The sequence below is a fragment of the Pseudomonas sp. SDO5522_S412 genome, from assembly GCF_054071215.1.
The window spans coordinates 1-9,254 of record NZ_JBSVWQ010000223.1 but is presented as its reverse complement, the minus strand read 5'-3'; the positions used below and the strand labels follow the sequence as shown (position 1 = coordinate 9,254).

At 60.4% G+C, this 9,254-nt stretch carries 6 protein-coding genes and 1 pseudogene; all 7 read left to right on the top strand.

Translation table 11 applies throughout. The features are described from left to right. The first annotated feature begins 104 nt into the window (after nt 1-104). The 7 genes and pseudogenes from ACW9I6_RS27405 (at nt 105) to ACW9I6_RS27375 (ending at nt 9,194) form a co-directional block, all read left to right on the top strand. The gene (locus ACW9I6_RS27405) at nt 105-1,040 is read left to right on the top strand and encodes an alpha/beta hydrolase (protein ID WP_177028685.1); all 936 of its coding nucleotides are present in this window, start codon (nt 105-107) and stop codon (nt 1,038-1,040) included. A gap of 103 nt (nt 1,041-1,143) precedes the next feature. Continuing rightward, entirely contained in the window at nt 1,144-2,115 is a 972-nt protein-coding gene (gene pip, locus ACW9I6_RS27400) for a prolyl aminopeptidase (protein WP_008439282.1), read from the top strand. Beyond that, nucleotides 2,112-2,549: a D-aminoacyl-tRNA deacylase gene (gene dtd, locus ACW9I6_RS27395; RefSeq protein WP_087692908.1), complete on the top strand. Its 438-nt coding sequence runs from the start codon at nt 2,112-2,114 to the stop codon at nt 2,547-2,549. Before pip ends, dtd begins: the two co-directional genes overlap by 4 nt. A 267-nt stretch (nt 2,550-2,816) precedes the next feature. After that, nucleotides 2,817-4,568, top strand: coding sequence for a glucan biosynthesis protein G (locus tag ACW9I6_RS27390; RefSeq protein WP_008439280.1), 1,752 nt, complete (start codon nt 2,817-2,819; stop codon nt 4,566-4,568). Next, a pseudogene (gene mdoH / locus ACW9I6_RS27385) lies at nt 4,561-7,136 on the top strand (glucans biosynthesis glucosyltransferase MdoH); the annotation flags it as partial. The gene ACW9I6_RS27390 and the pseudogene mdoH, both read left to right, overlap by 8 nt. A 237-nt stretch (nt 7,137-7,373) precedes the next feature. Then, nucleotides 7,374-8,177, top strand: coding sequence for a transporter substrate-binding domain-containing protein (locus tag ACW9I6_RS27380; protein WP_102605846.1), 804 nt, complete (start codon nt 7,374-7,376; stop codon nt 8,175-8,177). Nucleotides 8,178-8,396: 219 nt separating this feature from the next. Further along, nucleotides 8,397-9,194: a transporter substrate-binding domain-containing protein gene (locus tag ACW9I6_RS27375; protein ID WP_003209284.1), complete on the top strand. Its 798-nt coding sequence runs from the start codon at nt 8,397-8,399 to the stop codon at nt 9,192-9,194. Nucleotides 9,195-9,254 lie beyond the last annotated feature (60 nt).

Below are 9,254 nucleotides of genomic sequence, written 5' to 3'. Positions count from 1 at the left end.
TCAGCCACACAAGTATTGACTGATAGACCGCATTCGCGAGCAAGCCCGCTCCCACATTGCATTCGTGGCGGCTGTTAAATCCTTATCTTCAGGACGATCCTTCGATGTCCCATTACCCGATTTCCGCGCAGATGTGCGCATTCGTCGAAAAAACCGAATCCTTCACCAGCGACGACACATCGCTGGCCGGATTGCGCCGAGGCTACGACCGCATGTGCCAGGCGTTCACCCCGGCGCGGCCCGAAGGGTTACAGGTGTCAGACGTTTCCCTGGGTGGCGTGGGCGTACGCATTTATCAACCGGCGACGCCAACCCCTGATAGCGGCTGGCCATGCATCCTTTATATGCACGGTGGCGGCTGGGTGGTCGGCGGCCTGGATTCCCATGACTTCATGTGTGCTGAACTGGCCGACTCACTGCAAGTGTTGGTCATCGCCATCGATTACCGCCTGGCACCCGAACACCCGTTTCCGGCCGCCTTTGAGGATTGCCGTGCGGTCTGGCAGGCGATCCAGGTGGGCGAAGCGCCCCAGCCGATCAACCTTCAGCGTCTGGTGGTGGCGGGTGACAGCGCCGGCGGTAACCTGGCGGCGGCCCTGTGCCTGGGCCTGCGGGATGACCATCAGCCGCAGCCCCTGGCGCAAGTCCTGATCTACCCCGGCCTGGGCGGCCCCGCCGACCTGCCGTCCCGCCGCGATTGCGTCGACGCGCCGCTGCTCAGTACCGCCGACACCGAGTGCTACCTCGCCCTTTACCTGCGTGGGCCGGACAAGCCGTCGCCCTACGCCATGCCATTGCTGGCCGTGGATTTCAGCGGGTTGCCGCAGGCTTTGATCGCTGTCGCCCAGTTCGACCCGTTGCGGGACGACGGCATGCTCTACGCCGAACGCCTGCAAGGCGCCGGGGTGGCGGCCACGCTGTATCCCGGCAAAGGCCTGGTTCACGGCTGCCTGCGGGCCCGGGGCCAGGTGTTGGAGGTCGACCGGCTGTACGTTTATCTGCTGGACTACCTGCGTGGTGTTCTGCTGACACAGGTCTAGGTCCACGAGGACATGCTCATTGCACAATTCGGGTTTATGATGCCAGACGGCAAAATAATAGACGTCCCCCCAGGGATGAACTCGACCCCTTACGGAGCGCGCAATGCAGACTTTGTACCCGCAGATCAAACCCTACGCCCGGCACGATCTGGCCGTCGATGAAACCCACGTCCTGTACGTCGACGAAAGCGGTTCCCCGGAAGGCTTGCCCGTTGTGTTCATCCATGGCGGCCCCGGCGCCGGGTGTGATGCCAATAGCCGCTGCTATTTCGATCCCAATCTGTACCGAATTGTTACTTTTGATCAGCGTGGCTGCGGGCGCTCCACCCCACGGGCCAGCCTGGAAAACAACACCACCTGGGACCTGGTGGCCGACCTTGAGCGGATTCGCGAACACCTGGGCATCGAAAAATGGGTGCTGTTCGGCGGTTCCTGGGGCTCGACCCTGGCCCTGGCCTACGCGCAAACCCACCCGGAGCGTGTGCACGGCCTGATCGTGCGGGGCATTTTCCTGGCCCGCCCCCAGGACATTCAGTGGTTCTACCAGGCTGGCGCCAGCCGGCTGTTCCCCGATTACTGGCAGGACTACCTGGCGCCTATCCCGGCGGAGGAGCGGCACGACCTGCTCAGCGCCTACCACAAGCGCCTGACCGGCAACGACCAGATCGCCCAGATGCACGCCGCCAAGGCCTGGTCCACGTGGGAAGGGCGCATGTTGGGCCTGTGCCCGAACCCGCAATTGATCGAGCGTTTCTCCGAACCCCAGCGCGCCCTGTCGATTGCCCGTATCGAATGCCATTACTTCACCAATAACTCGTTCCTTGAACCTGACCAGTTGATCCGCGACATGCACAAGATCGCCCACCTGCCTGGCGTAATCGTGCATGGCCGCTACGATATGATCTGCCCGCTGGACAATGCCTGGGAGCTGCATCAGGCCTGGCCCAACAGTGAGTTGCAGATCATCCGCGAGGCCGGCCATGCGGCTTCCGAACCCGGAATCACCGATGCGCTGGTGCGTGCGGCGAGTGAAATGGCACGGCGCCTGCTTGATTTGCCGCCTGAAGAAGCATGAAGGGCCTTTTGCAACGGGTGCGCGGCGCCCGGGTCGAGGTAGAAGGGCAGGTGGTCGGGGCGATAGACCAGGGTTTGCTGGTGCTGGTGGCTGTCGAGCCTTCGGACACGCAAGCCAGCGCCGACAAGCTGCTGCATAAGCTGCTTAACTATCGGGTGTTCAGCGACGACGAGGGCAAGATGAACCTGTCCTTGAAAGACATAGGCGGCGGTTTGCTGCTGGTGTCGCAGTTCACCCTGGCGGCAGACACCAAGAGTGGGCTGAGGCCGAGCTTCTCTACGGCGGCACCGCCGGCGTTGGGCGAGGCGCTTTTCGACTATCTGCTGTTACAAGCGCAACAATTGCATGGCACGGTAGCGGCAGGGCGTTTTGGCGCTGATATGCAGGTGCATTTGGTCAATGATGGGCCGGTCACCTTCCTGTTACAGACGTGAATGTACTGAAAACGACTTGTGATGCCCAAAAAACCGGGTTTTCGCTACAAATACTTCGCTGACCCTGATGCGTTGTCACGCGGGCTACTAGATAATCGCGCGCTACGGGGATCAGCGTTAATTGGTCCATTTTTGACTTAGGTAGAGACTTGTCCGATAGCCATTGGGGAATCATTTAGCCCCATGGGAGTCGGAACAATGCTCGCCAACCTGGCATATAGATAGCTGGCCGTTGGTTTTTTGATCTGTTTTCGGCGAGGGTTGCTCGTGATTGTTAGTCCCTGTAATGCACCAAAATTGTCTGCCAAACGGTTACGAAACGTACTGGTGACGGGCTCTGCCCTGTTTTGCCTGTTCGGCGCGGGTCAACTGTGGGCATTCAGTCTGGATGATGTGTCGGCCAAGGCAAAAGAGCTGGCCGGGCAGAAATACGAAGCTCCGCGCAGCAATTTGCCGAACGAATTCCGCGAAATGAAATTCGCTGATTACCAGAAAATTCGTTTCCGCAACGAAAAAGCCGAGTGGGCCGATCAGAACACCCCGTTCAAGCTGTCCTTCTACCACCAGGGTATGCATTTCGATACACCGGTGAAAATCAACGAAGTCACCGCCGACAGCGTTCAGGAAATCAAATACGACCCGTCCCGCTTCGATTTCGGCGACGTCAAGTTTGATCCCAAATCCACCGAACAGCTGGGTTATGCCGGTTTCCGTGTGCTGTACCCGATCAACAAGGGTGACAAGCAAGACGAAATCATGACCATGCTCGGCGCCAGCTATTTCCGCGTCGTGGGCAAGGACCAGGTCTACGGCCTGTCTGCCCGCGGCATGGCGATCGACACTGCGTTGCCGTCCGGCGAAGAATTCCCGCGTTTCACCGAGTTCTGGATCGAGCGTCCAAAACCGGGTGAGAAACAGCTGGTGATCTACGCCCTGCTGGATTCGCCGCGGGCCACCGGCGCTTATCGCCTGATCCTGCGCCCGGGTACCGACACCATCGTCGACGTCAAATCCCAGATGTACCTGCGTGACAAGGTCACCAAGCTGGGCATCGCCCCGCTGACCAGCATGTTCCTGTTCGGCGCCAACCAGCCGTCCAAGGTCCTCAACTACCGTCGCGAGCTGCACGATTCCAGCGGCCTGTCGATCCATGCCGGCAACGGCGAGTGGATCTGGCGCCCACTGAACAACCCCAAACACCTGTCGGTCAGCAACTTCACCGTGGAAAACCCGCGTGGTTTCGGCCTGCTGCAACGCGGCCGCAACTTCAGCCACTACGAAGACCTCGACGACAACTACGACAAGCGCCCAAGCGCCTGGATCGAGCCTGAAGGCGATTGGGGCAAGGGCTCCGTCGACCTGGTAGAGATTCCGACCGCCGATGAAACCAACGACAACATCGTTGCGTTCTGGAGCCCGGAAACACTGCCGGAGCCAGGCAAGCCGCTGGACGTTGCCTATCGCCTGCACTGGACATTGCAAGACGCCGAGTTCCATTCGCCAGAAAGTGCCTGGGTCAAGCAGACCCTGCGTTCCACCGGCGACGTCAAGCAATCCAACCTGATCCGTCAGCCAGACGGCAGCGTGGCTTACCTGGTGGACTTCGAGGGCCCGTCCCTGAAGAAACTGCCAGCTGACGCACCGGTTCGCAGCCAGGTCAGCGTGGGCGACAACGCCGAAATCGTTGAAAACAGCGTGCGCTACAACCCGCACACCCAAGGCTGGCGCCTGACCCTGCGCATGAAGATCAAGGACGCAGGCAAGCCGACTGAAATGCGTGCTGCTCTGGTTCAGGACATCGTGCAGCCGGAACCGGAGAAGGTTTCGACCCAAGTGTTGAAAGCCGACAAGGTCCTGGCCAAGCAGCACGAGAAAGCAGCCAAGAAAGACGCCAAGGACAAGGACGCCAAGCAGCCGGAAGCGGCTGCCCCAGCCACACCACTCCCTACCCAGGATCAGGCCAAGACAGAGCAAGTCCTGACCGAAACCTGGAGCTATCAGTTGCCTGCCGATGAGTAATTCTCAAGTCCAGCCAGAGACTCTTGCCGAGTACCTGGCGCATCTACCGATGACCGATGAGCAGCGCGCCGAACTGGCGGGCTGCGAGTCTTTCAGTGAATTGCACAAGCGCCTGTCATCGTCCACGTTCGACGCACCTGCCGACGCTGCCCAGGCATCGGTAGGCGCCCGGCTGACCCTCAACACTGCCGAAGAGCTGCAAGACGCCGAAATGCTGGTGCTCGACGCCAGCGGCCGGGTTTGCCTCAAGGCCACGCCGCCGATCCGTCGGACCAAGGTCGTGCCTGAGCCGTGGCGCACCAATATCCTGGTGCGTGGCTGGCGCCGCCTGACCGGCCGCACGAATCCACCGGCCCCGCCGAAGGATGAGCGCGTACTGCCGGCCGCCCGCTGGCGCACCGTCGGTTCAATTCGTCGCTATATCCTGCTGGTGCTGATGCTCGGCCAGACGATCGTTGCCGGCTGGTACATGAAAGGCATCATGCCGTACCAGGGCTGGTCCTTCGTCGACTTTGACGAGATCCGCAACCAGACCCTGCTGCAAACCGCGACCCAGGTACTGCCTTACGCCCTGCAAACCAGCATCCTGGTGCTGTTCGGGATTCTGTTCTGCTGGGTCTCGGCCGGTTTCTGGACCGCGCTGATGGGCTTCCTGGAACTGCTGACCGGTCACGATAAATACCGTATCTCCGGTAAAAGTGCCGGTGACGAGCCGATTCCGAAAGACGCCCGCACCGCCCTGGTCATGCCGATCTGCAACGAAGACGTGCCCCGGGTATTTGCCGGCCTGCGCGCGACGTTCGAATCGGTGGCTGCCACCGGTGACCTGGACCGTTTCGACTTCTTCGTCCTCAGCGACAGTAACGAGGCCGACATCTGTATCGCCGAGCAGCAAGCCTGGCTCGACGTGTGCCGCGAAGCCGGTGGCTTCGGCAAGATCTTCTATCGCCGCCGTCGCCGTCGCGTCAAACGCAAGAGCGGCAACCTCGACGACTTCTGCCGTCGCTGGGGCGGTGACTACAAGTACATGGTGGTGCTCGACGCCGACAGCGTGATGAGCGGCGAATGCCTGACCAGCCTGGTGCGCCTGATGGAAGCCACGCCGGATGCCGGGATTATCCAGACCGCGCCACGTGCGTCGGGCATGGATACCCTGTATGCGCGCATGCAGCAGTTCGCCACCCGGGTGTACGGCCCGCTGTTCACCGCCGGCCTGCACTTCTGGCAGCTGGGTGAATCCCACTACTGGGGTCACAACGCGATCATCCGCATGAAGCCGTTTATCGAGCACTGCGCCCTGGCGCCGTTGCCGGGTAAAGGTGCGTTTGCCGGTGCGATTCTTTCCCACGACTTCGTTGAAGCGGCGCTGATGCGCCGTGCCGGCTGGGGCGTGTGGATTGCCTACGACTTGCCGGGCAGCTACGAAGAGCTGCCGCCGAACCTGCTGGACGAACTCAAGCGTGACCGTCGCTGGTGCCACGGCAACCTGATGAACTTCCGCCTGTTTTTGGTAAAAGGCATGCACCCGGTGCACCGTGCGGTGTTCCTCACCGGCGTGATGTCGTACCTGTCGGCGCCGTTGTGGTTCTTCTTCCTGGTGCTGTCCACGGCCTTGCTGGCGGTCAACACACTGATGGAGCCGCAGTACTTCATGGCGCCGCGCCAGTTGTATCCGTTGTGGCCACAATGGCATCCGGACAAGGCGGTGGCGCTGTTCTCCACCACCATCGTGCTGCTGTTCCTGCCTAAATTGCTGAGCATCATCCTGATCTGGGCCAAGGGCGCGAAAGAGTTCGGCGGCAAGTTCAAGGTGACCCTGTCGATGCTGCTGGAGATGCTGTTCTCCATGTTGCTGGCGCCGGTGCGGATGATTTTCCATACCCGTTTCGTATTGGCCGCGTTCCTCGGCTGGGCGGCGACCTGGAACTCGCCACAGCGTGACGACGACTCCACACCATGGAGCGAGGCAGTCAAGCGCCACGGTCCGCAGACCCTGCTCGGCTTCTTCTGGGCGCTGCTGGTGGTGTGGTTGAACCCAAGCTTCCTGTGGTGGCTGGTGCCGATCGTCGGTTCGCTGATGCTGTCGATTCCGGTGTCGGTGATTTCCAGCCGGGTCAAATTGGGCCTCAAGTCTCGCGACGAGAGCCTGTTCCTGATCCCCGAGGAATACAATCCGCCCCAGGCGCTGTTGTCGACCGACAAGTACACCCACGAAAACCGTTGGCATGCGCTCAATGACGGTTTTGTGCGGGCGGTGGTCGATCCGCAGCAGAACGCCCTGGCGTGCGCCTTGGCAACTTCCCGTCACGGGCAGGCGGAGCCGATTGAGTGGCTGCGTGTTGACCGGGTTCGCCACGCGTTGAAAGTCGGCCCGGCCGGCCTCAACAACGGTGAACGCCTGGCCTTGCTCAGCGACCCGGTCGCCCTGGCACGCTTGCACGAGCAGGTCTGGAGCGAAGGCCACGCCGAGTGGCTGAGCGCCTGGCGCGAATCGGTCAAGGCCGATCCGCATGCGCCATTGCTGCCATTGAAGCCGCTGTCGTCCCAGGCTCAACCGGCCTGATTCCGACGCCCCCGAGGTGCCACCTCGGGGGCGTTTGCGATAACCGTCCTACGTTGTTTTTCCCTTCTGCTGCATCGCGCTAACTCCTTGTTATTTCGAAACAAAAGACCCTTCTCCGAGGCATATTGCCGTGCCTGCGAGTGGGTTAGCATCGCCCCCCAAATCTGACTCGAAGCCTGCGGCTTACGCGAACTTGCGCGTGGCCGGGTGTGGGAGTGTTTAATGGAACAGGGGCTTTTTTCATGATCAAAAGGTATTTGTCGATGCTGCTGCTCGGCATCGTCACATTTTCCCACGGTTACCTGGCGCATGCCGGAGCCATAGATGAGGCCGTTCGGCGGGGGGTGTTGAAAGTCGGCACCAATCCGGCCTACGTGCCCTTTGAGATGACCGACAAGAAAGGCCGGATCGTCGGGTTTGAAATTGACCTGCTTCGGGAGATGAGCAAGGCGCTGGGGGTCAAGCTGGAGCTGGTTTCGGTACCGTATATCGACCTGATTCCCGGCCTGCTGGCCAGCCGGTTCGACCTGATCGGCAGCGGCATGACTGTCACGCAGGAGCGCAACCTGACCCTCAATTTCAGCGACTCGTTCATCATCGTCGGCCAGACCGTGCTGCTGAACCCTCGGTTGGCCGACAAGGTCCAGAGCATCGAGGACTTGAACGAGGCCGGTTACCGGATCGTGGCCGCCGAAGGCACCACAGGCGAGGCGGCGGCGAAAAGGTTTCTCGGCACTGCACGGCTGCGCAGTTTTCCAACACCTGAAGAAGGCGTGCGCCAAGTGGTGGAGGGCAAGGCCGATGCGTTTATCCATGATGCGCCGTATAACCTGATCGCCATTACCAAGCCCCAGAACAGTGCGCTGTTGGCGCTGGAGCAACCCTTCACCTACGAGCCCCTGGCGTTCGGCTTGAAAAAGGGCGATTACGACAGCCTCAACTGGATCAATCATTTCCTCAACCAGGTGGCCCAGGACGGCACCTACGATCGGCTGCATGACAAGTGGTTCAAGGACTCGGGTTGGATGGCGGAAGTGGGCTGGTAGTCATAACTGCTTACACATCAAGCAATTGGCTGGGCCGTGGGTCGAGGTGTCTAGCCATGCCTTTCTCTGCACGGTTGTGGGGCTTTTCTGTCATACCTTGGCAACAAATCCCGGCGAAACCTTTGTACCCGGCGGTGAGTGAGTTAGGATCGCACCCCGAAATGGTGCAGCCCTTTTGCGCGCCGACCTCACAAGAAAATGAGTTCAGGGGACTTGATGATGAAAAAGTATCTTTCGATGCTGCTGCTGGGCGTCACCGCACTGGTGGCGGTCAACGCGGCACATGCCGGCGCCATCGATGATGCGGTCAAGCGCGGTACGCTGAAAGTCGGCATGGACCCGACCTACATGCCGTTCCAGATGACCAACAAACGCGGTGAAATCATCGGCTTTGAAGTCGACATCCTCAAGGCCATGGCCAAGTCGATGGGCGTGAAGTTCGAGCCGATTTCCACCGGTTACGACGGCATCATCCCGGCCCTGTTGACCGACAAGTTCGACATGATCGGCAGCGGCATGACCCTGACTCAGGAACGCAACCTGCGCCTGAACTTCAGCGAACCGTTCATCGTGGTCGGCCAGACCCTGCTGATCCGCAAGGAGCTGGAGGGCACCATCAAGTCCTACAAAGACCTGAATGACGAGAAATACCGCCTGACCTCCAAGCTCGGCACCACCGGCGAGATGGTGGCCAAGAAGCTGATCTCCAAAGCCAAGTACCACGGCTATGACAACGAGCAGGAAGCTGTTCTGGACGTGGTCAACGGCAAGGCTGACGCCTTCGTCTATGACGCCCCGTACAACGTGGTGGCCGTGAACAAGGTCGGCGCCGGCAAACTGGTGTTCCTTGATCAGCCGTTCACCTTTGAACCCCTGGCGTTCGGCCTGAAGAAGGGCGACTACGACAGCATCAACTTCATCAACAACTTCCTGCACCAGATCCGCAACGACGGCACCTACGATCGCATCCATGACAAGTGGTTCAAGAGCTCTGAGTGGCTCAAGGACATGGAATAAGGTTGGCTTAATACCGAGTCGAGCCCTTCGCGAGCAAGCCCGCTCCCACATTAGATCGCG